At 63.2% G+C, this 26,825-nt stretch carries 21 protein-coding genes and 1 pseudogene; 13 read left to right on the forward strand and 9 right to left on the reverse strand.

Annotated features, from left to right (window positions below):
• The 5 genes and pseudogenes from PGN16_RS20205 to PGN16_RS07345 all read right to left on the reverse strand — a co-directional run.
• Positions 1–967, reverse strand: a 967-nt coding sequence (locus PGN16_RS20205; protein ID WP_443019600.1) for a TonB-dependent receptor domain-containing protein, incomplete at its 3' end; no start/stop codon positions are given.
• 1,313 nt (positions 968–2,280) lie between these two features.
• Positions 2,281–2,796 (reverse strand): annotated as a pseudogene (locus PGN16_RS20210) (TonB-dependent receptor plug domain-containing protein); the annotation flags it as partial.
• Positions 2,797–3,215: 419 nt separating this feature from the next.
• Positions 3,216–3,395: a hypothetical protein gene (locus PGN16_RS07335; RefSeq protein ID WP_335308764.1), complete on the reverse strand. Its 180-nt coding sequence runs from the start codon at positions 3,393–3,395 to the stop codon at positions 3,216–3,218.
• A 3-nt stretch (positions 3,396–3,398) separates the two neighbouring features.
• Positions 3,399–4,454 carry a sialidase family protein gene (locus tag PGN16_RS07340; RefSeq protein WP_335308765.1) on the reverse strand — a complete coding sequence of 352 codons (1,056 nt, stop codon included), beginning with the start codon at positions 4,452–4,454 and terminating at the stop codon, positions 3,399–3,401.
• Positions 4,455–4,611: 157 nt separating this feature from the next.
• Positions 4,612–4,974, reverse strand: a complete 363-nt coding sequence (locus tag PGN16_RS07345) for a hypothetical protein (protein ID WP_335308766.1) — start codon at positions 4,972–4,974, stop codon at positions 4,612–4,614.
• Between the two features lie 187 nt (positions 4,975–5,161).
• On the opposite strand from PGN16_RS07345, the gene PGN16_RS07350 reads away from it, so the two are divergent.
• Positions 5,162–5,443, forward strand: coding sequence for a hypothetical protein (locus PGN16_RS07350; protein WP_335308767.1), 282 nt, complete (start codon positions 5,162–5,164; stop codon positions 5,441–5,443).
• A 140-nt stretch (positions 5,444–5,583) separates the two neighbouring features.
• Here PGN16_RS07350 and PGN16_RS07355 read toward each other — a convergent pair whose 3' ends face one another.
• A complete protein-coding gene (locus tag PGN16_RS07355) occupies positions 5,584–7,857 on the reverse strand; it encodes a glycoside hydrolase family 3 N-terminal domain-containing protein (protein WP_335308768.1) in 2,274 nt (757 codons plus the stop codon).
• Positions 7,858–8,213: 356 nt separating this feature from the next.
• Here PGN16_RS07355 and PGN16_RS07360 point away from each other — a divergent pair, with 356 nt between their 5' ends.
• From PGN16_RS07360 to PGN16_RS07385, 6 genes are all read left to right on the forward strand, one after another.
• The gene (locus PGN16_RS07360) at positions 8,214–9,284 is read left to right on the forward strand and encodes a LacI family DNA-binding transcriptional regulator (RefSeq protein WP_335308769.1); all 1,071 of its coding nucleotides are present in this window, start codon (positions 8,214–8,216) and stop codon (positions 9,282–9,284) included.
• Entirely contained in the window at positions 9,281–12,364 is a 3,084-nt protein-coding gene (locus PGN16_RS07365; RefSeq protein ID WP_335308770.1) for a TonB-dependent receptor, read from the forward strand. The genes PGN16_RS07360 and PGN16_RS07365 overlap by 4 nt, the downstream gene beginning before the upstream one ends.
• Before the next feature lie 145 nt (positions 12,365–12,509).
• Positions 12,510–13,985, forward strand: a complete 1,476-nt coding sequence (locus PGN16_RS07370) for a glucoamylase family protein (protein ID WP_335308771.1) — start codon at positions 12,510–12,512, stop codon at positions 13,983–13,985.
• Positions 13,986–14,036: 51 nt separating this feature from the next.
• Entirely contained in the window at positions 14,037–14,393 is a 357-nt protein-coding gene (locus PGN16_RS07375) for an STAS/SEC14 domain-containing protein (RefSeq protein ID WP_335308772.1), read from the forward strand.
• Between the two features lie 197 nt (positions 14,394–14,590).
• Positions 14,591–14,899: a recombinase family protein gene (locus PGN16_RS07380; RefSeq protein WP_335308773.1), complete on the forward strand. Its 309-nt coding sequence runs from the start codon at positions 14,591–14,593 to the stop codon at positions 14,897–14,899.
• The gene (locus tag PGN16_RS07385) at positions 14,890–15,078 is read left to right on the forward strand and encodes a recombinase family protein (RefSeq protein ID WP_335308774.1); all 189 of its coding nucleotides are present in this window, start codon (positions 14,890–14,892) and stop codon (positions 15,076–15,078) included. The genes PGN16_RS07380 and PGN16_RS07385 overlap by 10 nt, the downstream gene beginning before the upstream one ends.
• A gap of 182 nt (positions 15,079–15,260) precedes the next feature.
• Here the strand turns inward: PGN16_RS07385 and PGN16_RS07390 are convergent, their stop codons facing one another.
• Together PGN16_RS07390 and PGN16_RS07395 are read right to left on the reverse strand one after the other, a co-directional pair.
• Positions 15,261–16,601 carry an MATE family efflux transporter gene (locus PGN16_RS07390; protein ID WP_335308775.1) on the reverse strand — a complete coding sequence of 447 codons (1,341 nt, stop codon included), beginning with the start codon at positions 16,599–16,601 and terminating at the stop codon, positions 15,261–15,263.
• Positions 16,598–17,782, reverse strand: a complete 1,185-nt coding sequence (locus PGN16_RS07395; protein WP_335308776.1) for a glycosyltransferase family 2 protein — start codon at positions 17,780–17,782, stop codon at positions 16,598–16,600. Before PGN16_RS07395 ends, PGN16_RS07390 begins: the two co-directional genes overlap by 4 nt.
• A 1,184-nt stretch (positions 17,783–18,966) precedes the next feature.
• Here PGN16_RS07395 and PGN16_RS07400 point away from each other — a divergent pair.
• The 6 genes from PGN16_RS07400 to PGN16_RS07425 all read left to right on the forward strand — a co-directional run bounded on the left by PGN16_RS07400 (position 18,967) and on the right by PGN16_RS07425 (position 25,469).
• Entirely contained in the window at positions 18,967–19,587 is a 621-nt protein-coding gene (locus PGN16_RS07400) for a hypothetical protein (protein WP_335308861.1), read from the forward strand.
• Positions 19,588–19,682: 95 nt separating this feature from the next.
• Positions 19,683–20,615 (forward strand): acetaldehyde dehydrogenase (acetylating), encoded by a 933-nt coding sequence (locus PGN16_RS07405; RefSeq protein WP_335308777.1) that lies wholly within the window; start codon positions 19,683–19,685, stop codon positions 20,613–20,615.
• The gene (dmpG, locus tag PGN16_RS07410; RefSeq protein WP_335308778.1) at positions 20,612–21,631 is read left to right on the forward strand and encodes a 4-hydroxy-2-oxovalerate aldolase; all 1,020 of its coding nucleotides are present in this window, start codon (positions 20,612–20,614) and stop codon (positions 21,629–21,631) included. Before PGN16_RS07405 ends, dmpG begins: the two co-directional genes overlap by 4 nt.
• The gene (locus PGN16_RS07415; RefSeq protein WP_335308779.1) at positions 21,624–22,643 is read left to right on the forward strand and encodes an NAD-dependent epimerase/dehydratase family protein; all 1,020 of its coding nucleotides are present in this window, start codon (positions 21,624–21,626) and stop codon (positions 22,641–22,643) included. The genes dmpG and PGN16_RS07415 overlap by 8 nt, the downstream gene beginning before the upstream one ends.
• A gap of 63 nt (positions 22,644–22,706) precedes the next feature.
• On the forward strand, positions 22,707–24,509 hold the full coding sequence (locus tag PGN16_RS07420) for a thiamine pyrophosphate-binding protein (RefSeq protein ID WP_335308780.1): 1,803 nt from the start codon (positions 22,707–22,709) through the stop codon (positions 24,507–24,509).
• A gap of 3 nt (positions 24,510–24,512) precedes the next feature.
• Positions 24,513–25,469 (forward strand): NAD(P)-dependent oxidoreductase, encoded by a 957-nt coding sequence (locus PGN16_RS07425; protein WP_335308781.1) that lies wholly within the window; start codon positions 24,513–24,515, stop codon positions 25,467–25,469.
• A gap of 107 nt (positions 25,470–25,576) precedes the next feature.
• Here the strand turns inward: PGN16_RS07425 and PGN16_RS07430 are convergent, their stop codons facing one another.
• Complete coding sequence (locus tag PGN16_RS07430) at positions 25,577–26,773, reverse strand: glycosyltransferase family 4 protein (RefSeq protein WP_335308782.1); 1,197 nt, start codon at positions 26,771–26,773, stop codon at positions 25,577–25,579.
• Positions 26,774–26,825 lie beyond the last annotated feature (52 nt).

Here is a 26,825-nt window from a genome sequence, read left to right on the forward strand (position 1 = left end):
ATTGGCGCGGACGAACCCGAAGTCGCGGCTGTAGACGATCTCGGTATCGATGCCGCGCGTGCGGAGCTGCGCGTAGTTCTGCGGAACGTCGCGGTACGTGCCCTGAAGGATCTGGTACGGCACCTCGCCGGCCGGACCGCCATCGGCGCCGGCACGCTGGAACAAGGCGCAGAAACTGGTTGTCGAGCGTCGGCGAGTCATAGCAGGCGTCGAGCGCCTGCTGGACGGTCGGCCCCGTGATGACGTCCTTCACCTTGATGTCGTAATAGTCGACCGACACCGACAGGCCGGGCAGGAAGGTCGGCTGGAACACGCCGCCGAGCGTCAGCGAGTTCGACGTCTCCGCCTTCAGGTCCGGTTGCCGCCGCTGCGGATCTCGATCGACGACGTATAGACGAAGTCGTAGCTCGTCGGGATGCCCGCCGCGGCGCAATTGGCCGCGCGCGTCGCCGAGCCGGTGCCGATGTTGCGCGCCGAGCACGGATCGTTCGGGGCCGGGCTGAAGTTCTGCCCGAGCGGGGCGCCGGTTTCGCCGAGATACGGTGCACGCACCGCGCGCGAATAACCGCCGCGCAGCAGCAGGTCCTGCACCGGACGCCATTCGAGGCGGCCCGTCCCACGCATAGACGGTGCCTGCGCCGCCCTTGTAGTCGGCGACACGGCCCGCGCCGCTCAGACGCAATTCCTTGAACAGGAACACGTCCTTGATGAGCGGCAGCGACAGCTCGCCGTACGCTTCCTTCACCTCGAACGCCGGGGCGCGGAAGCTGGGGATCGCGTTGTAGAAATTGTAGCCGGCCTGGGTGAGCGGATCGAGGTCGTAGCTGAGCGTCTCGCGGCGGTATTCCGCACCGACCGAGAAGCCGACCGGGCCGCCCGGCAGCTCGAACAGCTGACTGGAATCGCCCGCGACGAAGCCGTTGACGACGAACTGCGTCGCCTTGCCGCTCGCGGTGGTCGGCGACACCAGATAGTTGCGCGCCGCGTCGCTGGTCGAGCCCTGACCGAACGGGTTGAGCGGAACGCAGGCGGCGATGTCCCGCCGCCAGCCCGCGCCGGATCGCCGCCGACATCGCTGCCGGCATAGGCCGGATCGACCTGCGAACGGCAGACGATCTGCCCGGCGGCGTTCACCGTCGTATCCTGCGCGAGCAGGAACCGCTGGGTGTTGACGTTGCCGGTGATGACGCTGTTTTCCTTGTGCTGGCCGTAATTGGCCGACACTTCGTAGTTCCAGTCGTCGTTGAAGGTGCCGCGCACACCCACGACCGCGCGGAACGTGTCGCGCTGCAGCCGCTCGTCACGCGTGCCGAGGTCGACCCAATTGCGCCGCGACGAGAAGCGGTAGGTGCCCGCCGCGACCTGCGCCAGTGCCGCGGCCTGGTTGGCAGCGGCCTGCTCCGCGGTGTTGTTCGCGGTCTTGAACGCCGCCCCGGTGTTGGGGTTCACGCCCGAGTTGATCGCGGCGATCAGCTGCTGCGCGATCGTCGCGCGTGCGGCGGCCGACAGATACGGGTTGTCGAGCCGGATGCCCTCGCGGTTGACGTTGCTGGTGCCCGCGTTCGAATAGGACCGGTCGGTGAAGCCGGAGATCGTCGCGGCATCGCCCAGCGTGGTGCCCTGCGAGAAGAACGGGCCGCTCTGCGAACCGAATGCCTCGGTACGGACGTACTTGGCCTCGATGAACGGCTCGAACGCCGGCGTGACCTCGAAGTGGCCGAGGACGTTGACGACGTAGCGGGTCGTGTCGGGCGACAGGACGAGCAGCTTGCCGTCACGCCCGGTCGCGCCGTTGCCGCCGACGAAGCTGCCGTTCGGGCCCAAGCCGACGCGCTGGCCGGTCTGCGGCGTCAGGCTGCCGTCGGGCTGGAACAGATAGGCGCAGGTGAACGCCGAGCCGACCGCGTCGGCACCGCACGCGGGTGTGCCGTTGGCGTAGCGGAAGCCGAGCTGGCCACCGAGCCCGATCGTGGTGCTGCGGATGTCGCGGTAGAAGGTACGGTCGAACACACCGTCCGAGGGGGCGCTCGCCGGATCGGTGTCGACGACGACGAAGGCGTCGTTCTGGCGCAGGTTGCGACGGCCCGAGGCGTAATAATCCTGCTGGTGCGCGAATTCGGCGTTGATCGCGATATTGCCGCGGCCATCGGCGAAGTTCTTGCCGGCGAGCAGCGAGACGATCTGGTTGCCCGCATCGCCCTTGTCGCTGATGCCGCCCTGCGCGCGGATCTGTGCGCCCTCATAGTCGCGCTTGAGCACGAAGTTGACGACGCCGGCGATCGCGTCCGACCCATAGACCGACGACACGCCGCCGGTCAGGATGTCGACACGCTCGATCAGGTCGGTCGGCATCGTGTTGATGTCGACGGCGTTGCCGTTGTTGATGATGTCGGCGGTGACGTGACGGCGGCCGTTGACCAGCGTCAGCGTGCGCGCGCGATCGAGGTTGCGCAGCTCGAGGAAGTTGAGCCCGCGCGTGCCGAGGCCCGAGGTCGAGTTCTGGGAGCCCAACGACGGACGCAGCTGCGGCAGCTGGTTGAGCGCATCGCCAATCGAGATCCGCCCGGTCTGCAGGATTTCCTGCGGGGTGATCGTGGTGATCGGGATCGGCGAATCCTCGTTCGGACGGCGGATGCGCGAGCCGGTGACGACGACGTCGCCGCCGAGGTCTTCAGCGCCAGCGGTTTCGGTCTGGACGCCGAGCGCACCGGTTTCGGTCTGCGCGCTGGCGACGGACGGAATGGCGGCGAAAGCGCCGATGATCGCCGTGGCGCAAAGGTAACGCGACAACTTCATGGATTTAACCCCTTTTTCATATGGGGTTCATGAAGACCGCGGATCGATGCAGTGACAAGCCGCGAGCGCGGTTATGCGTGACTGTAATAAATTTTTCTTTCGAGACAGTCACATAAAAGTCACGCTTTGCATCTAGCCGCTTCCGGCCCTAATTCGCGTGATTTGGCATAAAGTTACAGTTTCGAAGTCCTGTCTGTTAGATTTTGATCCCGTATAGGCGGTCGCGCAGGAAAATTGCGTCAGTCACGTTGCGCAACACGGTTGGTACGTCGCGCAACATCGTAACAAACCTTTGATATATTTCTCTCTTTGTTACGGGATCGTCATCACGGAGCGCGAGATATCGCGTCGATCCTGATCCGGCGCTGGACTGCTTCGCCGTGGTCGCAATGACGAATGCGGGGCGTGACAAGCTTGATCTACCGCAACCTCGCGATCGAGAGGCCGTCCTCCTTGGCGCGGTCCTTGACCGATTCCTCGCTGCGCGTCAGCGCCTTGGCGATCGCCTTCAGCGCCATGCCCTTCTTGGCGAGCTGGTGGAGCTTCTGGATCTCGTCGGGGCGCCACGGCTGGCGGTGGCGTTCGAAGCGTTCGGCCATGACTTACCTCAACTGGCGGGGATCGAGCACGACGTGGCGGATGCGCGTGCGGTTCCATGTATAGCTGATGTGCACGCGCCCGTCGCGCGACTGGATCACCGCCGGATAGGCGTAACCGTCCTTGATCGGGCGGCTTTCCAGCGTCAGCACCGCGCGCCAGTGCACGCCGTCGTCGGACAGGGCGACGTTGAGCGGCCAGCGCGGCCCGTCGCCGGGGGTGGCGGGATCGTGCGCGGCATGGTTGTAGACGATCAGCTGCCGCCCGTCGGCGAGCGTCACCGCGTCGGTGCCGGCATTGGGGTTGGGCAGCGCGAGTGCGGCGAGCGGCGACCAGCTCTGCCCGCCATCGCGCGAACGGCTGGTGGCGACGACCCCCTGTCGCGTTCGCGCGACCAGCGCGAGCGTGCCGTCCTTCTGCGTCAGTACGCTCGGCTGGATCGCTTCCAGCCCGACCGGCGAGGCGATCTCGGGGCCGGCGGTCCATGTCCGCCCGCGGTCGGCGGAGCGTTCCATGCGCAGGAACCAGCGGTTGTGTTCGGGCGTGCCGACCTCGCGGCTGGATGGCGACAGCCACGTCCCGTCGGGGAGCACGACCGGCTTGTTCTTGATCGGGCCGAGCACGCCGTCGGGCAAGCGCACCGGCGCGCTCCAGTGGCGGCCGCCGTCGCTGGAGGTGATGACCATCCCCCACCAGTCGCGCGGGTTGGGGCCGACCTTGTAGAACAGGTGGAGCGGCTGGCCAGGCGGCTGGAACAGCACCGGGTTCCACGTCGGATAGCGCGCGTCGCGCGCGACCGCGACCGGCGTCTCCCAGCCTTTTGCCGAGCGCCGCGCGAACCAGATCGCGACATCGGGGCGGCCCTCGCCCGAGCCGCCGAACCACGCCGCGGCGATGGTGCCGCCCGGCAGCTCGACGAGCGTCGAGGCGTGCGCCTGCGGATAGGGCGGGGCGGGATCGATGACCTCGGACGTCAGGATCGCGGACGGCGCGGCGGCGGTGAGCGCGAGCAGCAATGGCGCGGCGAGCAGCAGCCGGCGAGTGGGGGAGGGCAGGGGCATCGCGCGCGGGCTTAGCGTGGTGGGGCGGGGGACCCAATCTGTATCGCGTACGACATTCTGATCTTCGTCGCCCCGGACTTGATCCGGAGCCCCGCTTCTTCTCACGGCCTGGGCAAAAAAGCGGGATCCCGGATCAAGTCCGGGATGACGGACAGGCTTACGCCGCCGCGAGCCAGCTTTTCGCTTCGTCGTGGTCGAGGAAGGTGCGGCAATTGGGGCCGACCAGATAGCGTTCGGTCTGCAGCTTGGCGAGATTGTTCGCAACCACCGCCGCGATCGGCCGCGACGTGACCTTGAGCGCGCGCGGCATCATCGCGGCAAGCGCGTCGACGACCTGCGTCGGCTGGATCGCGGCGGCGCGCAGGTCGGCGAGCACGACGAACGGCCCGTGCCGCAACCGCGCCGCGGTGCCGCGCGCGAGCAGCTCGGTGATGAAGGCGGCGGTGACGCCGGGCGTCCAGAAGCCCTCCGTGACGATGTGCAGCGTGCGCGTCGCTGCGTCATAATCGATGGTGTACATGCGGGCGGGCCTTCTCGTCGACGCCGACCACCGTAATATGTGATTGTCGATGAAGGATTAATCGATGCGTGGGTGGCTGCATCGAGCCATCGTCGCGAAGTGGAGCGCCAAGCGCCGCTCGCGTGGTATCCGCTGGCGACCACGTGCGCCCGATAGCGGCCGTCCAGCTGAGGATACAGGATTGGTGATGACCATCGAAGCACTGCTAATTGCTGGCGCGATTTTTGGCCTGATCGTCGGACTGGGTTTCCGCAGTCATAAGCTTGGATGTGCAACCCTATGGATCGTGCCCATAGGCATTTTTGTATACGTAGATTGGTGGCAGAAAACTCACCCTGAAAACCTGCGATCTACCAGTGGGCTGGACTTCGTGTTTGGCCTACCGTTTCCCTGCATGGGAGCAATGGGCGGGTATCTCGCCGGGGCTGCGATCAGGTATGCGGCCATCAAAAAGCGGAACGGCAGCTAACCACCAAATTCGGACATAACCCTTTCAGCATCAAGCTTCGGGACTGACGCCAACGGGCATGCCTTGACGCACCGGTGACTGTCGTCCCGTCCCCACCGGCCTGACCCGGAAGCGCGGCCTCAACCGGGATGGGCAACGCCTCACGCCAGCGAGAACATCCCCACCAATCCCTCGGCCTCGGCCGAGGGCGCGACCCACAGGCGGAAGGTGCCGGGTTCGGTGGTCGGCTTGAGGTCGCGGCCGGTGAAGGACAGATCGGCGCGGGTGAGGCTGAATTCGACCGTCCGGCGTTCGCCCGCCGCGAGCGTGACGCGCGTGAACGCCCTCATCACGCGCACCGGCTGCGTCACGCTCGCGGCGACGTCGTGGACGTAGAGCTGCACCACCTCGGTCGCGGCCATGCGGCCGGTGTTGGAGATCGTCGCGCGGACGGTCAGCGGCGCGGCGTCGGTCAGCGTCTTCGCGCTCAGTCGCAGGTCGGCATAGCCGATCTTGCCATAGGTGAGGCCGTGGCCGAACGGGAACAAGGCGCTGTTCGGCACCTCGCGATAATGCGCCTTATAGGGCTGGAGCGCGCCGGGCGGGTTGGGGCGGCCGGTGCTGCGGTGCGCGTAATAATAAGGCACCTGCCCGCTGGCGCGCGGGAAGGACACCGGCAGCCGCGCCGAGGGCGACACCGCGCCGAACAGCACGTCGGCGATCGCCGGGCCGTCCTGCGAGCCGAGGAACCAGGTCACCAGCAGCGCGGGCGCTTTGGCCACCGCACCGGCCAGCGCGAGCGCGCGACCGGTGCGCAGCAGCACGACGTGAGGGACGCCGGTCGCGGCGATCGCCTCGGCGAGCGCCTGTTGCGCGGGCGGCACGACGATGTCGGTGCGCGACTGCGCCTCGCCCGACATGTCCTGCGTCTCGCCGATCGCGAGCACCACCACGTCGGCGGCGCGCGCCGCGGCGACCGCGCGCGCCACGTCGCTGCCGTCGTCGACGGTCGCGTCCGGCGCGATCGCGCGCACTGCCGTCTCGAGGTCGACCGCCTCGCGATCGGTGCCATAGACGTTCCAGGGGCCGATCAGATCGTGGCCACCTCCGGCAAACGGGCCGATCAGCGCGATCTTCTTGCCCGAACGGGGGAGGGGGAGCAGCCCGCCCTCGTTGCGCAGCATGACGATGCTGCGCGCCCCCGCCTCGCGCGCGAGCGCCAGCGCCTCGGGGGTGCGCAGCCGTGCCTTTTCGCGCGCCGGGTCGATGCGGCGGAACGGATCGTCGAACAGCCCGAGCGCGACCTTGAGCGCGAGCACGCGGCGGACGGCTTCGTCGAGCCGCGCGAGCGGGACCTCGCCCTTCTCGACCAAATCGGGGAGGTGCTTGAGGTACAAGCCGCTCTGCATCGACATGTCGACCCCGGCGAGGAAGGCGAGCCGCGCGGCGTCGCGGCCGTCCTCGGCAAGGCCATGCGCGATCAGCTCCTCGTCGCCGGTGTAATCGGAGACGACCAGCCCGCCGAACCCCCATTCCTTGCGCAGGATCGTGTCGAGCAGCCACGGATTGGCGGTTGCGGGCACGCCCGACAGATCGTTGAACGACGCCATTACGGTCGGCGCGCCGGCCGCGAACGCCGCCTGGAACGGCGGGAAGTAGATGTCGCGGAGTGTACGCTCCGACATGTCGACACTGTTATAGTCGAGCCCGGCCTCGCCTGCGCCGTACGCGACGAAATGCTTGGCGCAGGCCGCGACGGCGTCGGGGGAGGCGATACCGCTGCCCTGAAAACCCTCGACGCGCGCCGCCGCGATCAGCCGGCCGAGCAGCACGTCCTCGCCCGCGCCCTCGACGCCGCGCCCCCAGCGCGCGTCGCGCGCGATGTCGACCATCGGCGCGAAGGTCCAGTCGATGCCGGAGGCGGAGGCCTCGAGCGCCGCGGCGCGCGCGGTGCGACGAACGAGATCGGGGTCGAAGCTGGCCGCCTCGGCGAGCGGGACCGGGAAGACGGTGCGCAAGCCATGGATGACGTCGGCGGCGAACAGCAACGGGATCTTCAGCCGCGAGCGGCGCACCGCCTCGGTCTGCATCCGCCGCGCCATTTCCGCGCCATTGCCGTTGAAGACGCCGGTCAGCTCGCCGCGGCGGACCATCTTCAATTGCGCGTCGAAGCTGGACGCCGCGCCGGCCGGATTGAGCGAGATCGCCGCGCCGCCCGTCCAGGCGGCGGCGAGCAGGTTGAGCTGCCCGGCCTTTTCGGCGAGCGTCATCCGCGGGATCAGCGCCTCGACTGGTGCGGGGAGGGCGCGCGCGGCGACGGTCGCGAGGAGCGCGCGCGCCGGGCTCGCCGACCATGCCAGCGCCGCGCCCGCGCCGGCCAGCCATGCGCGCCGTGTGATCCGCCGATCGTGGGTGCGGTGATCCTGTCCGTTCATGCCTCTCCCTTTCCGCTTCGTGTCCTACGCCGTCGCCCCGGATCCTTCGACAGGCTCAGGAGAGCCTTGATCCGGGGCCCCGCTTTCTTCCCGCCGGTTGGGAGGAAGAAGAAGCGGGGCCCCGGCTCGAGGCCGGGGCGACGGATGAGGAGGGCCGTCGCGTCACACGACGTCCATCCCCTTCGTCATTGCGAGCGTAGCGAAGCAATCCAGTGTCGGACCAGGACGCCCTGGATTGCTTCGCTGCGCTCGCAATGACGCGCTAAGTCACCCGATTGATTATCATCCTGACGTCATGTAAGCGGTTTCTGTAAGCGGTTACAAGCCCGCGTTACCGAGAGGATGCTTCGCCGGCCATGTCGCCTGCCCGACCCGACCCCGTTGCCGCGCCCGCACCGCGGATCGCTCATGCGACGATCCATGACGTCGCGCGCGTCGCGGGGGTGTCGGTCGCGTCGGTGTCGCGGGTGTTCAACGGACGCGACCACGTCCGTGCGGCGATGCGGACGCGCGTCGAGGAAGCCGCGGCGCAGCTCGGCTACGTACCGCACGCCGGCGCGCGCAGCCTGAGCATGGCGCGGACCGGCGCGATCGGGGTGGTGCTGCCCGACCTCCACGGCGAGTTCTTCTCCGAATTGCTGCGCGGCATGGACCGCGAGGCGAGCACGCGCGGGCTGGGGCTGTTGCTGACGGTGCTCCACGACGGGCGCGGGCTCGACACGCTGGCGGTGCTGCGCGGGCAGGTCGACGGGCTGGTGGTGATGGCGCCGCAGCTCGATCCGGCGGTGGTCGCACAGCATATGCCGCGCGGGCTGGCGGCGGTGTTCCTCGCCTGCGCGCCGCAGGACGGCAGCCCGAGCCTGCGCATCGACAACCGCGCCGGGGCGGCCGCGGCGGTCGCGCATCTCGCGGCGGGCGGAGCGAAGCGGATCGTGCATCTGTCCGGGCCGGCCGGCAATCTCGACGCGCAGGAACGCCGCGCGGGGGCGGAAGCGGCGGCCGCGGCGGCGGGCGTGACCTTGTGCGTGGTCGAAGGCGACTTCCGCGAGGGCAGCGGCACGGTGGTCGGCGAGTGCGTCGCGGCGGGGACGATCGAGGCCGATGCGATCTTCGCGGCCAACGACATGATGGCGATCGGCGCGCTGATGGCGCTCAAGCGCCACGGCGTCGCGGTGCCGGCGCAGGTGGCGGTCGCCGGGTTCGACGACATTCCGCTCGCGCGGCTGGTGTCGCCGGCATTGACCAGCGTCGCGATCGACATCGCCGCGATGGGCGCGCGCGCGGTCGCGCAGCTCGCGGCGCGGATCACCGCGGCGCGTGACGGGTTTTTGGAAGGCGCTTCCGGCGGCGCGGACGAGGCGATCGTCCCGCATCTGGTGGTGCGTGAAACAACGATAGAAACAAGCAGGCAGGGACTAGGGATATGAAGAGCAACGCTTTCCGGCTGGCGTTGGCCGGCGCGACGATGCTGGCGGGGCTGGGTGCCGCCGTGACGTGGAGCGCGCCCGCCGCGGCGCAGGCGGGCCAGGCGGCGCTGCGCGGCGTGATCCGCAGCGCGCCCGATAATCCGGTGCAGGACGTGACGCTGGTCGAGGTCGACACCGGCTTCCGCCGCACCGTCGTGCCGGGTGCGGACGGCAGCTATAACTTCCCGTCGCTGCGCGCGGGTGCCTACCGGCTGGAGATCCGGCTTCAGAAGGGCACGCGCAATTCGGACCAGTTCACCTTGCGCGTCGGGCAGAATGCCGGGCTCGACCTGGACCTGACCACCGCGCCGGCCCCGGCGCAGCCGGCCCCGGCCGACAACACCGCCGGCGAGACCGCGCCGCCCCCCGCGGAAGCGCAGGAAGGCGACATCATCGTCACCGGCAGCCGCATCCGCTCGCTGTCCGGCGGACAGGTCGGCGTCAACATCACCCCGCGACTGATCGAACAGCTCCCGCAGAACAGCCGCAACTTCCTCGCCTTCGCCGATCTCGCGCCGGGCGTGCGCTTCCTCGAAAGCTCCGACGGCAGCTCGCGCATCCAGGGCGGTGCGCAGGGGTCGAACTCGGTCAACGTGTTCATCGACGGCGTCAGCCAGAAGGATTACGTGCTGCGCGGCGGCCTGACCGGGCAGGACAGCTCGCCGGGCAACCCGTTCCCGCAGCTCGCGATCGGCGAGTATCAGGTGCTGTCGTCGAACTACAAGGCAGAGCTGGATCAGGTCAGCTCGGTCGCGATCATCGCCGGCACCAAGTCGGGCACCAACGAATTCCACGGCGAAGGCTTCTTCGACTTCACCAACCAGAACCTGCGCGAGCGTCGCCCGACCGAGATCTTCCCGAACAGGATCGCCAAGATCGCCTCGGAGGACAAGCAGTTCGGCGTCGCGCTGGGCGGGCCGATCGTCAAGGACGTCGCGCATTTCTTCGCCAGCTACGAAGGCAAGCGCCGACAGGTGCCGATCGACATCCTGCCCACCAACGGCGTGGCGGTATCGAGCCTGCCCGCGCAATATCAGGGCATCTTCGGCTCGGCGAACTCGACGTTCAGCCAGGACCTGTATTTCGGCAAGATCGACCTCGAGCCGACCGACAAGGACCTGTTCGAGCTGACCGGCAAGTATCGCAACGAGACCGGCGTCCAGATCGGCAACGGCAATGCCGCCTTCTCGACGCGCACGCTGAGCAAGGTCGACGAGAAGCGCGGGATGCTGCGCTGGCAGCACACCGAGGAGAAGTGGATCAACGACATCCGCGTCTCCTATGAGGATGTCGCCTGGTCGCCGCAGCCGGCCGAGAACGGCATCGGCCAGCAGTTCCGCACCACGACGCGCAATGGCACCAGCACCTCGACCTTCGACCTGTTCCGTACCGGCGCCGGGCTCGGCTTCCAGGACAAGGGGCAGAAGGGCTGGACCGTCCAGGACGACTTCACCTGGACCGGAGTCGAGAACCACACGTTCAAGGTCGGCGCGAAGGCGAAGTGGGTGACGCTCAACTCGCTCGAGCAGAACCTCATCAACCCCTTGTACCTGTACGACACCACGCTGCCGGTCGCGAGCGGGTTCAACGACCAGACGCCCTACAGCCTGCAGTTCGGCGCGATCGGGCCGCTCGGCGATCCGCGCATCCGCTCGAAGAACTTCCAGCTCGGCCTGTATGCGCAGGACGATTGGGACGTCACCGACCGGCTGACGCTCAACCTCGGGCTGCGCTGGGATTACGAGCGGACCCCGGCGTTCCTCAACTACGTGACCCCGGCCGAGAACGTGACCGCGGTGTCGCCGGCCAATTACCCGAACCTCGTCAACGCCGACTATGACATCAACGACTACATCACCAACGGCAGCCAGCGGAAGGCGTTCAAGGGCGCGTGGCAGCCGCGCGTCGGCTTCACCTATCGCCTCGACGAGCAGGGCCGGTTCGCGGTGTTCGGCGGCTATGGCCGCTCCTACGACCGCAACCAGTTCGACTTCCTCCAGCAGGAGCTGTCGAACGGTCGTTTCCAGCGCCGCGAATTCCTGTTCCAGAACGCCGATACGGTGAATCCGTGCACCCCGGGACCGAATTGCATCCCGTGGGATCCGGTCTATCTGACCGAGGCCGGCCGCCAGCAGCTGATCGCGGGCGGCAGCCCGGGCGGGCGCGAGTTCCGCTTCATCAACAACGACCTGAAGGTCCCGTATTCGGACCAGTTCAGCCTTGGCGTGCGCGGGCGGTTCAATCCGGTCGAGGTCGAGGTCGGCTATACGCGGATCGTCAGCAAGGACGGGTTCGTCTATCTGCTCGGCACGCGTCGCCCCGACGGGTCGTTCTTCGCACCGTCGCCGACCGACGGCACGCCGCAGAGCCCGAACACCAGCTTCGCGCCCGCCGGTTACGGCGCGATCATCCTCGGTGACAACGGGCTCGAGACCAAGGCGGACTCGGCCTATGCCAAGCTGACCAAGGCCTATTCGGCGGCCTCGCCGTGGAGCATCGACGCCACCTATACCTTCACCGCGGCGGTCGATAACCGCCCGAACAACGACCAGTCGTCGTACTTCCTGCTCGATTTCCCCAAGGCCTCGGATTACCCGATGCTACGCTCGGGGGTGGTGCCGCGGCACCGCTTCGTGGTGGCGGGCAGCGCCGACACGCCGCTGGGCGTGACGCTGTCGGCGAAGTTCCAGATCGAGAGCCCGACCTTCCAGCGTGCGTTGTTCAACAGCGCGGTGCCGTATGAGCGGACGCTGGTCGGCTCGGAAGTGTTCGGGCTGGGCGATCGCTGGGGCCGGCGTCAGCTCGACCTGGCGTTCACCAAGTACGTGCCGCTCAAGTTCATCAGCGACGAGACGCGGATCCGCCTCCGCGTCGACATCATCAATGCGATGAACGACCGCAATTACGTCGACTATAACAACGACCCCGGCGACACGACGCGCACCGCCGGTTCGCCGAGCGTCTATCGCGAGGTGTCGACCTACAGCATCGGCGGCAACCCGCCGCGCACGATCAAGCTGTCGGCGGGGTTCAACTTCTGATGAGGGGGCAGCGCGTCGCCCCCTTCGACCACTACCCCGGCGAACGCCGGGGCCCAGTCGGGCGAGGGTTCCGCATCTCGCACGCCGCCCGCGACTGGACCCAGGCGTCCGCCGGGGTAGTGGCTGAGGAGGGGGCGGCGCACGCATGACGTTCGACCGACGCGACATCCTGCGCGCCGCCGCGCTCGGCGGGGCGGGGTGGCTGGCGGGATGCACCGCCGGGCCGCTCGCGCCGAAACAGGCGCCGCGGCTGGCCTTCCCCGGCGTGCTGCCCGAGATCGGCACCACCCCGGCCAGCGCCAGCGACCCGCTGATGGACGACATCCAGCGGCGCACCGTCAGCTATTTCTGGAACACCACCGATCAGGTCACCGGGCTCGCGCCGGATCGCTGGCCGACGCCGAGCTTCGCGTCGATCGCCGCGGTCGGCTTCGCGCTCACCACCTATCCGATCGCGGCGACGCGCGGCTGGATCACCAGGCAAGCGGCGGCGCAGCGCACGCTCGCCACCCTGCGCTTCTTCGCCCATGCGCCGCAGGGGCCGGGCAGGGACGGGGTCAGCGGGTACAAGGGGTTCTTCTACCACTTCCTCGGCGTCACCAAGGGGCATCGCTTCGCCAAGACCGAGCTGTCGACGATCGACACCGCGCTGCTGCTCGGCGGGGTGCTGTTCGCGCAGACGTGGTTCGACGACGAGGGCGACCCCGCCGAGCGCGAGATCCGCGCGCTCGCCGATCAGCTCTACCGCGCGGTCGAATGGGACTGGATCACCCCGCGCAAGCCGTTCGTGTCGATGGGCTGGCATCCCGAGAGCGGGTTCATCGGCTCCGACTGGAACATCTATAACGAGAGCCTGATCCTCTATGTGCTCGCGCTCGGCTCGCCGACCCACGCGCTGCCGCCGACGACCTGGGACCAGTGGACCGCCAATTTCGACCCGTCGTGGGACGAGAATTACAGCGATCCCTTCACCGCCTTCCCGCCGCTGTTCGGGCATCAGTACAGCCAGGTGTGGATCGATTTCCGCGGCCTCATGGACACCTACTCCAAGCGGCGCGGGTTCGACTATTTCGAGAACAGCCGCCGCGCCACCTATGCGCAGCGCCGCTATGCGATGCGCAACCCGGCCGGCTGGCGTGGATACGGCGAGAACGTCTGGGGGCTGACCGCGTGCGACGGGCCAGGCGATTTCGTCCGCACGATCGACGGGCGCAACCGCGAATTCTTCTCCTATTCGGCGCGCGGCCCCGGCGATCGCGACGACGGGACGATCGCGCCGACCGCCGCGCTCGGCTCGGTGGCGTTCGCGCCCGAGATCGTGCTGCCCGCGGCGCGCGCGATGTATTCGGCCTATGGCACCGCGATCTACGACCGCTACGGCTTTCGCGACAGCTTCAACCCGACGCTGACGCTGACCGACGTCAAGCTCCAGCACGGCAAGGTGGTGCCCTATATCGGCTGGGTCGCGGACGATTTCCTCGGCATCGACCAGGGGCCGATCGCGTGCATGATCGAGAACTGGCGCAGCGGCCTGATCTGGAAGACGATGCAGAAGAACCCGTACATCCGCGCCGGGCTGGAGCGCGCCGGGTTCGCGGGCGGGTGGCTTTCACCGACATAAGTGAATGTTTCTATAAGGTTACTTGCTTAACGCGCGCGGATGACGCCGCGCATGTCCTTCGACGTAGAGCCCGCACGCGATCTGGTGCGGATCACGCTGGCCGGGTTCTTCACCCCCGACGATGTCGAGCGCTTCGTCGCCGCGCGCGACGCCGCGCACCGCCAGTTGCGCTGCGGCCCCAACGCGCATGTGACGCTGGTCGACATGCGCGCGATGCAGATCCAGTCGCAGGAGACGGTCACCGCGTTCCAGCAGGTGCTCGGCGACCCGCGGCAGGCGTCGCGCCGGCTGGCGTTCGTCGTCGCACGCTCGCTGGCGCGGTTGCAGATCAAGCGCGCGGCGTCCGAGCGCGAGGCGGCGTATTTCACGACCGTGGAAGAAGCCGAGGCGTGGGTGACGGGGAAATAGGGCGGTTGTTTACATAGTCTATATATCACTCTTCAAGGTTTAGCGACGAGGCTAGCAAAGTTCTTGCTCTCTCGTATGCCAGCGTCGCGAAGGCCAGTAGCACAAACTTGCTATTCTGATACAGTTTTGCGACATGCTGATCGGCTACGCCAGTGTGTCGACCGACGACCAAGATCTCCGGTTGGCAACGCGCTGCGTTGAAGGAAGCCCGATGCAAGCGGACGTTCGAGGAGAAGGTCTCGGGCGCGAAGCGTGACCGGCCCGAGCTCGCCAAGATTATCGAGCAGCTGCGCGAGAATGAAACGGTGGTGGCGCGGCTCGACCGGCTGGCACGCTCCACCCGCGACCTGCTCGCCATTGCCGAGAAGCTGAAAGAGGTCGACGCCGGCCTCCGCTCGCTTGGCCGAGCCTTGGCAGATACGACCTCGCCTGTGGCTCGCATGGTGCTGATCGTGTTCGCCGGCTGGCGGGCAAGGCCGGCTGCGCGTGCGGCGACATGCTGGTGATGTGGAAGGTTGATCACCTCGGCCCCACCATGAATCCCTTGGTGGGCCTCGCCGCCGAGTTGGCCAAACGAAAGGCTGGGCTGCGCTTGCTTACTGATGGGATGACCTCCGACACTGCTGGCAAGCTCGTCTTCCATATCATGGCCACCGTCGCTGAGATGGAGCGGGATCTTAGCTGATATGTCCCAACCCGGGCGGGGTTCGTCTACGTCGCGTCCGTTACCTATGCTCGCCGGATCGTCGGCTCGGCATATATCAACGGCGGCCAGCCCAGAAAGAAGAAGGCCACAACTCGACCCACAATCCCGCCAATTTAACAGTCCCTCACCACCCGCTGGCGGTTCTCGACAGGAACAAAAGGTCAACCAGTAGCGCGAATTAATTCCTCACCTTCCAGCTTGCGTAGAAAAAGCCGTACGAAAAATATCAGAGGCACAAGTCCTCCAATCATATACGAAAGCAGCACGCCGGCCACGATTCCAGTGATTCCAAACTTGATCGTAAGCCAGTATTGCAGGCCGACGCTAATAGCCAGTTGAAAAAAGGATGCCCTGATCATTATATTAAGGCGCCCGGCTACCTGCATGATCTGTGAAAGAATGCTGACCCATAGAACCGCCAACTGATTAAGTCCCATGAAAATCACTAAAAATGGGGGAATTACTATTATTTTACCGTGCGTCATTAAGTCAAACAGATGATCTTGCAATATGTATATCACGGCACTTGCCAGTACCACAAACGCAGTACCAAAAATAAACAAATACTTAATCATTTGACGAAGCTTTGCTACATGGCGATGCACGATACTATATGACAATATGGGCCAAATACTTGTCAACACCGATGTATAAACAAAGCTAAGCAGGATAAATATACGAGATAAAATAGAGTATATAACAATTTCATTCGAATTTGCTAGTCGAGAAAGGATTATGTAGTCTATTTGCAATGTGAAAGCAGCTTGCAACGAAAATACAGTTGCCTGTAATGCGCGTTTTCCAAATACTCTAAAAAATTCTTTGTCGCATGAACTAAGAACTACTCCTCTTTTTAGTGAGACCCATATAAGACAGGCAAGTTGTACCAATGCATTCGGAAAACAGAAAATAAGTACCGTTATTGAGGTATCGAGATGGAATGCGCCCAAAAGGCCAACAAGCTTGAAAATCAGGAAAGTGCTCAGAGAGCCTAATACTGGTAAAATATTTGCAATATAACCCCGACCCTCTGCAAGCCAGAGGCGTGAAATAAGCTGGGTATTGGCAAATATGATGAATAAGGTACCACCGACGCGAAGAGCTGTCTCTGCATCCTTGAATTTTGTAAATATTTTACCATTCTGGAATAACCAATTCGCTGCCGGGGCCGCTAGGATATTCAGTACAAGGGTGCCAACGAGCACACTGGCAATTGACCAAATCAAGCCACATGCAAGACACTCCTGCGCGCCTTTCCCTACAGCTTGTTTTTCAGATGCATAATTTAGAAATGAAAAGCTTCCGCCAAAGTCTAGTATCATGAACCAAGCTTGCAGGCCCACAATAATAGCGATGATCGAATATTGATCGATGCCTATAAGAAATATAGCGGCTCTAACAGTAAGTATCTGTAAAACAGCTGTCACGACACGAGCAAGCATCGCGGATACCGCCGTCATTCCAACGCCGGAATTAATCTTTGTATAAAAATACGAAATCATATGCGATTCGATCTCGAATTAACAATTCGTATCACTTCCTTTGCTTTTGCGACTGCAGATCGAAGTGCCATTACCCCGCCACGCGGCATGATGATGATCGGCACCATCTTAGTCCACCACCAATAGTATTTTCCAAGTATCCTACCGCCTGATAAAAGCATATCCATTCTGTTACGCCAACTTTGGCTGGCGTTGTTCCAGAAGAACATGTCACGTCTAATTTCAAATTGCACCCGGTCATTCATAAATTTCTTAAGAATGTAAGGTGGCACGGTTGCTGTTATTGCCTCCATGGAGGCGGTAAGATCATTTATGATCTTAGTGTGTATGCTGCCAATTTCATCAATCTGATCCGTAAAACTGCTCGATCGATACAGGATTACGCGCGTAGGGTCTCTCAGCCATCCATTCACGGCCAGATTCGCTGCAATCTTCAGCATCATATAATATTGGGACCAATTCTTGGCGGTCGCCTGCCATCTTTCATCTGAAGCGGCCTGTATCCATAGATCGCGCCGCACAATCTGCAGTGAGAAAAAACCTAAATAGACGCCAATGCTAGATATAATCTCATTAGGAGAAATTTTTTCGAAGGGGATGGGGTTGACTGGCGGGTTTTCAGGCACGGGGTACAAGTCTGCATCACAAATAGTAGCCGACGGCAAAATACCGGACGGCCTGTATGTATCGATCAGATCAAGAATATGGGCGACCGCCCCTGGCGTCAGGGCATCGTCGCTCCCAACGAGCCAGCAATAATCACCACCGGCTAGGGACACCACTTTCATAAGGTTGCAATCAAAGCCGACGTTTTTCTCCCACTGATGCCATTTTAGCGGCCGCAGAAAAGAAAAACCATGGACCATCTCAGCTGTATCATCCGATGAACCATTATCAGAAATAACGACCTCTAGTCTCGGATCATCCTGGCATATGATGGAATTTAGCAATACCGCAAGCTTACTTGACCGCTGGTAGGTCGGGATACATATCGACAAGACGGGATGCGCAGATGGGGCAGGGTGCGGTATAAGCATATATTTATTGGCATTCTCTGTGGAACGCGCGCTCCTATCAAAAAGCGTGAACCTAATATAGGGTGATTGGATTGCCGGTTTATGGGTCCATACCGGCGTGAGAGTGGGGGCGAGCGCCTGCGCGCTGGCGTCTCCTTCGATCACTGGCGGACGGCCACCTTCACAGCCGGGCTACGCCGCACCGGCATGGTCGCGCCATAGGTGCTCGACGTCCGATGAATGCCGACGCGTTTCTCACATACGTCACTTGCGTCCTCGTGCACGAACTGTACCGCGGCGGTGTCGTCACCATGGACAACGTGTCGAGCCAGAAGGCACCCACGATGCGCGCGGCTACCGAGAGCGTCGGCGCTACACTTCTGTTCCTCCCGCCCTAAAGCCCCGACGTCAAGCCGGTTGAGCGGGCCTTCGCAAAGCTGAAAGCGCCTCTGCGCAAGGCCGCAGAACGCACCATCTAAGGCGGCTGGAACGCCACTGGAATGCGCAAATTATTTCGCAAACTGCGGATATGATGCAGACTGATGCAAACCGCTCTGATGGTGCAACAACCACGAGCGAGCGAAAGGAAGCGCTATAAACCAGGTTATACACGAGGGCGCAGCGACAACAGAGCTCGTCCCTTGAGTGAACAACATGGTAAACAGAGCCCGAGAGCGCTGGCCAAGCACCCCGGCGTCAACCGGAAGACGATCGCTAAGTCGCGCAAACGCGCATCGACAGCCGATCCCGGAACCGGACCCCAAGGAGCCTCGGTCCACGACGCTGACGATCGCGGAGGCAGCGGCAGTTGTGACGTTCCGACGCCACACAAACTGGGCTTCCTGATCGCGTATCGAGCGTTTATATCATGTACTCGCCATACGCGAGGGTCTTGATGCGTTTTCTTGCCATTGCAATGTTCCTGACACCGGTTGGAGCTTGGGCTCAGCCACCGCAGGAGGCGCCCGCATCGGCGTCGGAGTTGAGCCCTCCGCCGGCCAACGAGGTAGTGCCAGACGATCGTGCAAAGCCTTTGGCATCGTCGAACCAGACCGGCCGCATCCTTAGTAAGAACGAGGCCTATAATTCCGCCCGCGCGGCAGACGGGCGAGTGGGAGTGCGGCTGGGCAACGACGTGAGCTACCGCGTTACCGGCAACTGAGCGCCGCACCGGGGCCGCGTCTCGCTGGAAAGTCGCAGTGTGCGCTGCATTTCACCTTATCCGTAAGGCGTCTATTTGACTAAACCGCTAGCCAGATTTTGCCCGTCCACCAGAGCGGAAAGACTATCGACCGGTATGTCCTGTCGGCTTGGGCGGATATTCCCGAACTGACCCCGTCGAGGTCGCGGTGAGCGATAACGATCTGAAGTTTGGCGCTTCGGACCTGCAGCTGATGAACCTAGGTTCGGCCGGTCTTCCTTTTTACCACGACAAAGGCGATGGCGACGATATCGCGAGCCACTTCTTTATCAAATACAATTATGCGGTCAATCGGCACATGGCGCTGCGCGAGAGTTGCAACCGCGCACGGGGTTTTATGCATCCTCCTCACACGCCGGTCGATCCCGGCTCGACTGTGCAACGTGGTTCGGGCATCTCAATGGATGTCAGCCCGGCCGTTTCTCACAAGCTGACGTGTCGCAGCGTCATGGCAATGGCCGGGGACCTCGGCCCCACGGGCCTTCCTCGAACCCTTCCAGCGCCGCCATGCCGGCCTTGGGCGTCTCGGCACTGCAGACGCCGCGCAGCGCCGCTCCGACCGCGCCTTCTTCAGTTCATCAAGCAGACCGTCCTTGGCGAAAAGCTCCTGCGGGTCACGACCAGCCAGCAGCTGGTCCAGCACGTCCTTGTCGATTGCCATATCAATGGTCCCTTTCATTCCATCCTGGCTTCCCGCACAAAATTCCTGACAGTCCCCAACGACCTCGTACGCGTCAACAACCAAGCTTTCCTTTGCCTCGACAATTGAGTAAGTGGCACGGCATATGACCGCCTCGGGACGTGTTTATTTTCTTAAACCACGAAGAGTACGTGGCGGCTGCGTAAAATCCGGAAGGAACGTGCATGACGGTCCCTGATCGAAAGCTCCGAGCCGCCGTGCTCGGGAGCGGAAATATCGGCACTGATCTGGCCATCAAGCTGCGCAAGTCCCGGCGGCTCGACTGTGCGGCGCTGATCGGCCGCAATCTGGGTTCGGCCGGTCTCGCGCGAGCGCAGGCGGAGGGCATTCCGGTTTCGGCATTGGGGGTCAATCATATCCTGGCCAATCCGGAGGCGTTCGACATCGTTTTCGATGCGACGTCCGCCGCGGCACATCACGAACATGCCCCCGCCTTGGAAAAGGCGGGCATGCTTGTAATCGATCTGACGCCAGCAAAGCGCGGCGGCTTTTGCGTGCCATCTGTGAACCTTTCGGAATCCCTGGGCGCTTCCAACGTCAACATGGTGACTTGCGGCGGACAGGCATCTTCGCCGATTGCCTATGCGCTGGGCGCAACCCATGACGACGTCGACTATGTGGAAGTCGTCTCCTCCATCGCATCGCGCTCGGCCGGCCCGGCGACGCGTCGCAATCTGGACGAGTATATCCACACCACCGAGGCGGCCATTCAGAGCTTTTCGGGCGCCCGCCGATCCAAGGCTATTCTCAACCTGAACCCCGCGGTTCCCTGCATCAATATGCAAACCACGGTATTCGCCCTGGTCAGGAACCCGAATATCGAGGCGTTCACCGCCAAGCTGCGAGAGATCGTGGCGGATATCCAGCGCTACATTCCGGGCTATGAAGTGCTGGTCTGGCCAAAGCTGGATAATGGCCGCGTGGTCACCATGGTGCGTGTGACAGGTAGCGGAGATTACCTGCCGTCCTATGCCGGCAATCTCGACATCATCAACTGCGCCGCAATCGCCGTCGCGGAAGAATATGCCGCGCAGCGGCAGGGCAACGACGTCGAGGCCGACGGGGGAAATATGGGCAAGCTGAGGGTGGTGCGATGAGCGGCCAGCATATCCTGATCAGCGATCCCTCGCTGCGCGATGGCAACCATGCCGTCCGGCATCAACTCACCCCCGATCAAGTTCGGGCATATTGCCTTCGTGCTGAGGAGGCACGTATCCCCGTCGTGGAAGTGGGACATGGCAATGGCATCGGCGCGTCCTCGCTGCAGCTGGGCGAGGCGGCGGCAACGGATGGTGCGCTGCTGGAGGCAGCGCGTGGCGCGCTGAAGAATACCCAGTTAGGCGTGCACATCATTCCCGGCTTCGCCACGATTGAGAAGGATCTTAAGCCTGCACTGGACTCGGGCGTGGACGTTTTCCGCGTCGCCTCCCACTGCACCGAAGCCGATATCACCGAACGCTTCATCACCTTCGCGCGCAACGCGGGCAAGACCGCCTATGGCGTGCTGATGATGTCCCATATGGCCAGCCCCGAAGTGCTTCTGGAAGAAGCGCAGAAGATGGAAGCCTATGGCGCTGAAACGCTGGTGATCATGGATTCGGCCGGCAACTACCTACCCGAGGACGTGCGCCAGCGGATCGAGGTGCTGGTGGAAGGATTGGGCATTCCCGTCGGCTTCCACGCGCACAACAATCTCGGTTGTGCGATCGCGAACTCCGTCGCTGCAGTTGAAGCAGGCGCGACCATGCTGGATGGCTGCGCTCGCGGGTTCGGCGCAGGGGCGGGCAACGCACAACTCGAGGTACTTGTCCCGGTGCTGCACCGCCTCGGCTACGAGACTGGCATTGACCTTTACAAGGTGCTCGATCTTGCCAGCTTCGCCGAGCGGGAGATCATGGACGTGGTGCCGATCATCTCGTCCACCAGCGTAGTCAGCGGTCTTTCCGGGGTATTTTCGGGTTTTCTGAAACCCGCCACGCGCATCGCCGAAGACTTCGATGTCGATGTCCGCGACGTCTTTTTCGAACTTGGCCGTCGTGGAATTGTCGCAGGACAGGAAGACATTATTCTGGAAGTGGCAGCCGACCTTTCGAAGCGGAGGCAGCTTGCCTAACATCATCGCCGACCAAGACCGCATTTTCGCAGACTGCGCCCACTCCCTTGCCGCGACGGGTACGCCGCTTCTCGAACGGTTACGCGACAGCCGGGTGCTGGTTACCGGCGCCAGCGGGTTCGCGGGCAGCTGGCTACTTTCCATGCTGTGTTTTCTCAACGATATGCATGGTTTCCGCATCAAGGTAACAGCCGTTGTGCGCTACCCATCGCGCGTGGAGGCGCAAGCCTCCTTTCTCGCCGGGCGGTCGGACATCACTTGGTCGGCCACGGACGTGCGCCAACTTGTCGGACTTCCGGACGACGTACAATGGGTGATCCATGCTGCCGGCGTCCCGGACAGCCGGCATCATGCAACCAGCCCGATCGACACCGCCTCGACCATCGGAGAAGGAACGTTCCGGGTATTACGGCTCGCCGAACAGGCCACGCAGTTGCAGGGTATTCTGCATCTAAGCTCAGGCTTGGTTGATGCGCCGTCGACGCAGCACCGCCTGGCAGGCCCTAGTATGGCCTATGTCGAGGCCAAACGTTTCAGCGAGACGTTGTGCTACGCCTTTCGCACTCAAGCGAAGCTGCCAATCGTCATCTCGCGCCCGTTCACGCTGCTTGGTCCTTTCCAGAGTCTGGACAGCCCATGGGCGGCGAACAACTTCCTCCATGCGGCACTGGAAGGGCAGCCGCTGAAGATCCGTGGCGACGGGCGGGCGGTGCGTTCCTACCTGTACGGCAGCGACATGGCGCTTCTGGCGCTTGCCCAAATGGCCCATGGCGAAAGCGGAGAGGTGTATGATCTGGGAGGCACCGATCCAATGAGCGTGATCAATCTCGCTAATATCGTCGCCGCTCAGGCACGACGCCCGCTAGAAGTACGAATAAACGCTGCGGCACGACCTACTGCCGACGATCATTTCGTTCCCAACATGCGCCGCTCGTTCGAGCATCTGGGCGCAAAGCCTGCCTTTTCCACCGAAAAGGCGGTCGCACGGAGCCTTGACTGGTACGCCAGATAGGCTTCACAGGCCCGTCGTTACAATGGTAGCGGCCTGACATTTTACTTTTTTTCGAGGCACAGAGTGGACACGGTCAAGATCAGCGATGTCATTGCCGAATTCCTGATCGCTAAGGACATGCGTCATGTCTTTGGGATCATCGGGGCAGGAAACGCACACATCTTTGACTCGATCGGATCGCGGGAGGAGCTGATCGAGATGGTCTGCGTCCATCACGAGCAGGCCGCGACCATGGCGATGCAGACCTATTATCGTACGTCCAATCGCATCACGGCAGCGTTACTTACGACGGGTGGTGGATCGACCAATGGCTTCACCGGTGTGGTCAGCGCCTGGGCGGATTCTATTCCTGGCCTGATCATCTCGGGTAATGAAAATTCACGCTTTGCGCGGGCGGACAATCCACTGCGCATGTGGGGTGTCCAGGGATATGATTCCAGCGCCGCCGTTGAGAAGGTCACCAAGCATGCCGTGCGCGTGACCAGCCCTGCGGATGTGCTGTTTGAGCTGGAAAAGGCCTACCATATCGCGGCGACCGGTCGGCCTGGGCCGGTTTGGGTCGACATTCCGATGGACGTTCAGGCAGTGCGGATCGATCGGGCCGAACTGAAGCGTTTTTCTCCGGAAGCCGAGACGGTCGGGATACCGGACGGTGCCATCGCCAAAATGCTGGACCTTCTCCGCAAGGCGAAGCGGCCGGTGCTGTGGCTGGGCAACGGCGTGCGCCTGGCAGGTGCTGCCGACCGTGTCCGTGCACTGGTAGAAACGCTGGGCATGCCCACGCTGGTCTCTTGGGCAGGGATCGACCTAATCGATTCCGATCATCCGCTCGTGTTCGGGCGCGCCGGCGTTTACGGGCAGCGCGCCGCCAACTTCGTCCTGCAAAATGCCGATCTGGTGGTGGCGCTGGGCACCCGGCTTGCCGTGCCGCAAATCGGCTACGTTCTCGATGAATTCGCCCGTGACGCGCGTCTCATTGTGGTGGACGTCGATCCGGCAGAAGCAGCCAAGCTGGGCGAGCGCGTCACCCTGCCGATCGTGGCGGATGTAGCTGATGTGATCGATGCCGCGCTGCAGGCGGAACATCCCCAAACCAGCCCCTCTTGGATCGAACGCTGCGAGGCGTATCGGCGGAGCTATCCGTGGATCGGACCGGAGCATGACGACGAAGCTCCGTTCATCAACTCGTACCATGTGCTCGATCGACTGGTCGATCACATGAAGCCCGATCAGGTGGTCGTCACTGACATGGGCACGGCGTTGCTATCCGGGCATCAGATCATGCGCTTCAAGGAAGGGCAGCGACTGATGACCTCCACCGGGCTGGGCGAGATGGGCTATGGCCTGCCCGGCGCGATCGGTGCGTCCTTTGCGCGGAACCGCGGCGAGGTGATGTGCCTCAACTGCGATGGCGGCATTATGATGAACCTGCAGGAACTGCAGACAGTGGTTCATCATGAACTGCCTATAAAGCTGTTTATCTTCAACAATGACGGCTATCTAATGATCAAGCACACGCAGAACAATCTGTTCGCGGGCCGCCAGGTGTCAGTTGATAGAAAAAGCGGTGTGAGTTGCCCCGATTTCAGCGCACTAGCAAAGGGTTGGGGCATTCCCGCCTTCCAGATCCGCACTTGGGAGGATTTCGGTACGGTTATCCCGCAGGTACAGTCCGCCACGGGACCGGTGATCTGTGAGGTGTTCATGCACCCGCAGCAGATGTTCCTGCCCAAGCTGTCGCTGGTATCACGACCGGACGGCACGCTTGTCTCCCCTCCGCTGGAGGATCTCTCACCCCTGCTTTCGCGCGAGGCGATGCGCGAGGCGATGATCGTCGGGCTGCACGAAAAGTCGGCTCAGCTCTGATCCATGCGACTGGCGATCCTCGGCGCGACCAGCATGCTGGCCGCGGACTTCGTCGCCCACAGCCTAGCGCAGGGCACATCCCACGAGTTCGCCTTATTCGCGCGGACGCCGGATCGCATTCGCTTGGCCATGGTCGATCGTGAGATCACGGCTGTTCCTCCCTGCCACCCGCTCAAGAGCTTCGCTGAAGGATCCTGGGACGCAATCGTTAATTTCGTCGGCGTGGGTGATCCGGCGCGCGCTGTCGAGATGGGCGCCAGCATTCTTACGATCACGCGGGAATGGGATGATCGCGTGCTGGCCTATCTCGAGACGCATCCGGACTGCCGATACATCTTCCTGAGCAGCGGCGCAGCGTTCGCCGAGGGCGTAAGCGAGCCGGTTGATCGCGACACGCGGGCAACCTTCCCGATCAATGCGCTGCCGTCGACCGCCTTTTACGGGATCGCGAAATTCTATGCAGAGGCCGTGCATCGCGCCCGACCGGCGCGATCAATCATCGACATCCGAGTGTTCAACTACCTGAGTGCACAAGCTGACCTTGCGCATCGCTTCCTAGTTACGGAGGCGATTACCGCCATTCGCGATGGCCGCGTCCTGAAGGTGGATGCGCATGACATGTGGCGTGATTATCTCGGGGTGGAGGATTTCGCCGCGCTGTTGAATGCCTGCCTTGCTGCCCCTTCCGGCTATAACGGGCCAGTGGATGCCTACAGCTTGTCGCCGATCTCCAAGCAGCAAATGCTCGAATTGCTGCGTGATCAGTTCGGACTGATGTTCGAGGTTGCTGGCGGGGGCATCGATGCAACGGGCAGAAAATCAAATTACTTTTCTCGCAACCGCGTCGCCGAAGCGCTCGGTTACCGGCCGAGTAGCGATTCCGCAGAGACGGTCAGGCTCGTCAGCCAACAGATATTGTCCCGGCAGCGGCCCTCGAATGCGATTAAGCACTTAGGCTGAAGGCCCATGATCTACTTGGGCGCGCTTCTGCGAGTATCGCCACGCCATCCAGACATGTGAGCTTTTGCAACCTTTGGCATTGACGGACGAACGGGCTGGTACCCGTCCTAGGATTTGCCAGAACGCTCCAGAATTTCCTTTATCGCTGCAGCGAATTCACGTGCCGAGCCATCCCAGTCGATCCAGCGGAAGGCTCGGGCTGCGTCACGGTACGGCTGCGGATCGGCGATGAAACGCTTCACCACGTTGGTGAACTCCGCCGGGTTCTCGGCCGGAAAGTAGCACCCCGCATCACCGGCGATCTCGCGGAAGATCGGGATGTCGGTCGCCAGTACGGGAACACCGAACGCCAGTGCTTCCACGATCGGCAGGCCGAATCCTTCCGCCTTGGAGGCCATGATCACCGCATCAGCGCGTGCCATCGCCCCGCGCAACTCGCCGTCGCTGACTTGATGGCACAGGAAAAGCGAACTGCCATATTGCGGATGTTTTCGGACCTGATCGATCAAGGCCTCGACCTCCCAACCGATCTTGCCGATCATCACCAGGTTGGCGGCGCACCCTTCTTCCCACAACCGGCTGAACGCCGCCAGCACCTCGGCATGGCGTTTGCGCGGCTCGATCGTACCCACCATCACGAAGGTCGGGCCTCCCTGCCAGGCGGCCCCGGGAATGGTGGTATGGACCGGGTGATCACCAGCAACATGCAGGTCCTGCCCCAGATAGAAGCTGGAGACCGCCGTGCCGGCCCTGCGGACCACAGGCTGCTCGCGGATCAGGTCGGCTCCGCTTCGTGAAATCGCGATCAGTCCGTCGACCAAGGGCACCAGTCGTTCGAAGCCGTGTCTGAAAAGATAGGTGATGCGGCGGGGTACAAGGTCCCGATGAAGAATGGGGATCAGATCGTAGATGATGGCGATCGTCGCGGCGCCATGACGTTTTGCCTGTCCGATCGCCTTAATGGAGGGGCTGCCGCCGGCAAATTCGTCGATGCTCACGACGATGTCGTCGGGGCCGATCTCCAACGCCTCCAGCGTTCCGGTAAGCGCCGTCATGCGCCGTTGCATGCTCCGCCGCTGCATGAGGGCGTATAGCGGCATACTGGACTGAAGCAGGTTTTTTGCGCGTTGCGCGAGGCCGGATTGTGCAACCACTGCCCCGTTTCCAGTGGTCGGAATTTCCAGCAGACGGGCCATGCCCGGCGTGTCCAGTCGGTAGTATCGGCCATTGCTGACGACGGCCGGCACGACTTCCATGCCCATCTGCACGCCGATGAGAACGCTGCGCCGTATCAGTTCTCGCACAACCCGCTGAATGCCGGTGGTGAACCGGCATTCGAAAGTCTTCGTAGCATCC

The sequence above is a fragment of the Sphingomonas phyllosphaerae genome (assembly GCF_036946485.1).
GTDB lineage: Bacteria > Pseudomonadota > Alphaproteobacteria > Sphingomonadales > Sphingomonadaceae > Sphingomonas > Sphingomonas phyllosphaerae_E.

What these genes read in the sequence shown, in the direction of transcription:
- PGN16_RS07340 (WP_335308765.1), bottom strand. Translation starts at nt 4,454, where the DNA reads ATGCCCCTGCCCTCCCCCACTCGCCGGCTGCTGCTCGCCGCGCCATTG.
- PGN16_RS07385 (WP_335308774.1), top strand. Translation starts at nt 14,890, where the DNA reads ATGCTGGTGATGTGGAAGGTTGATCACCTCGGCCCCACCATGAATCCC.
- PGN16_RS07365 (WP_335308770.1), top strand. Translation starts at nt 9,281, where the DNA reads ATGAAGAGCAACGCTTTCCGGCTGGCGTTGGCCGGCGCGACGATGCTG.
- PGN16_RS07370 (WP_335308771.1), top strand. Translation starts at nt 12,510, where the DNA reads ATGACGTTCGACCGACGCGACATCCTGCGCGCCGCCGCGCTCGGCGGG.
- PGN16_RS07345 (WP_335308766.1), bottom strand. Translation starts at nt 4,974, where the DNA reads ATGTACACCATCGATTATGACGCAGCGACGCGCACGCTGCACATCGTC.
- PGN16_RS07335 (WP_335308764.1), bottom strand. Translation starts at nt 3,395, where the DNA reads ATGGCCGAACGCTTCGAACGCCACCGCCAGCCGTGGCGCCCCGACGAG.
- PGN16_RS07360 (WP_335308769.1), top strand. Translation starts at nt 8,214, where the DNA reads ATGTCGCCTGCCCGACCCGACCCCGTTGCCGCGCCCGCACCGCGGATC.
- PGN16_RS07375 (WP_335308772.1), top strand. Translation starts at nt 14,037, where the DNA reads ATGTCCTTCGACGTAGAGCCCGCACGCGATCTGGTGCGGATCACGCTG.
- PGN16_RS07355 (WP_335308768.1), bottom strand. Translation starts at nt 7,857, where the DNA reads ATGAACGGACAGGATCACCGCACCCACGATCGGCGGATCACACGGCGC.
- dmpG (WP_335308778.1), top strand. Translation starts at nt 20,612, where the DNA reads ATGAGCGGCCAGCATATCCTGATCAGCGATCCCTCGCTGCGCGATGGC.
- PGN16_RS07405 (WP_335308777.1), top strand. Translation starts at nt 19,683, where the DNA reads ATGACGGTCCCTGATCGAAAGCTCCGAGCCGCCGTGCTCGGGAGCGGA.
- PGN16_RS07350 (WP_335308767.1), top strand. Translation starts at nt 5,162, where the DNA reads ATGACCATCGAAGCACTGCTAATTGCTGGCGCGATTTTTGGCCTGATC.
- PGN16_RS07390 (WP_335308775.1), bottom strand. Translation starts at nt 16,601, where the DNA reads ATGATTTCGTATTTTTATACAAAGATTAATTCCGGCGTTGGAATGACG.
- PGN16_RS07425 (WP_335308781.1), top strand. Translation starts at nt 24,513, where the DNA reads ATGCGACTGGCGATCCTCGGCGCGACCAGCATGCTGGCCGCGGACTTC.